The 621-nt window shown below is 27.7% G+C and carries 1 protein-coding gene; it reads right to left on the bottom strand.

The genetic code is table 11. From position 1 onward, the window contains the following. Positions 1-63: 63 nt before the first annotated feature. A partial coding sequence (locus LQ688_RS13890; RefSeq protein WP_239752879.1) for an IS3 family transposase occupies positions 64-621 on the bottom strand: 558 nt, incomplete at its 5' end.

The following is a 621-nucleotide window of genomic DNA, read 5'->3' as shown; positions in this document are numbered from 1 at the left end:
TGAAGTGAACCCTGTCAAGTAGACAACTAAATAATAAAAATGTCTTTTTGGTCAAATTCATAGCTAAGCTATGGATTTGGCCATTTTTAATGTAATTCGATTAGTATTATAAAAATGGATATATTTAGCTAATTCTATTACTGCCTGTTCATAATTTATAAAAGAAAAGTTCTTATTTCCTTTATAAATTTCACTTTTCATCATTCCCCATACTGATTCCATAGGTCCATTATCAATACAACAGCCTACACGTGACATACTTTGAATCATTTTATGCTCTTTTAATTTTGCCTTGAAACTTCTAGAAGTATATTGAAACCCTCTATCGCTATGAAATATAATACCCTTGGTATTTTTTACTTTTTTAACAGCTTTATCAAGCGTGTTAAATACTAATTGGTTATTATTTGAACTACTCAATTCATAGCTTAAAATAGTTTTACTACCTAAATCATAAATCGCACTTAAGTATACTTTATTGCCATTTTTTAATTTAAATTCAGTCACATCAGTTAACCATTTCTTGTTTTTCTTAGTTTCATTAAATGATCTATTTAAAATGTTTTGTGCAGTAACTTCAGGAGTAAAAGGCTTATAACGTTTGGTTTTACGACGTATAAT

It is taken from the genome of Mammaliicoccus sp. J-M40 (genome assembly GCF_022386395.1).
Classification (GTDB): Bacteria; Bacillota; Bacilli; order Staphylococcales; family Staphylococcaceae; genus Mammaliicoccus; species Mammaliicoccus lentus.
The sequence above is the reverse complement of the archived record's forward strand: the minus strand, read 5'-3'. Positions and strand labels throughout refer to the sequence as shown.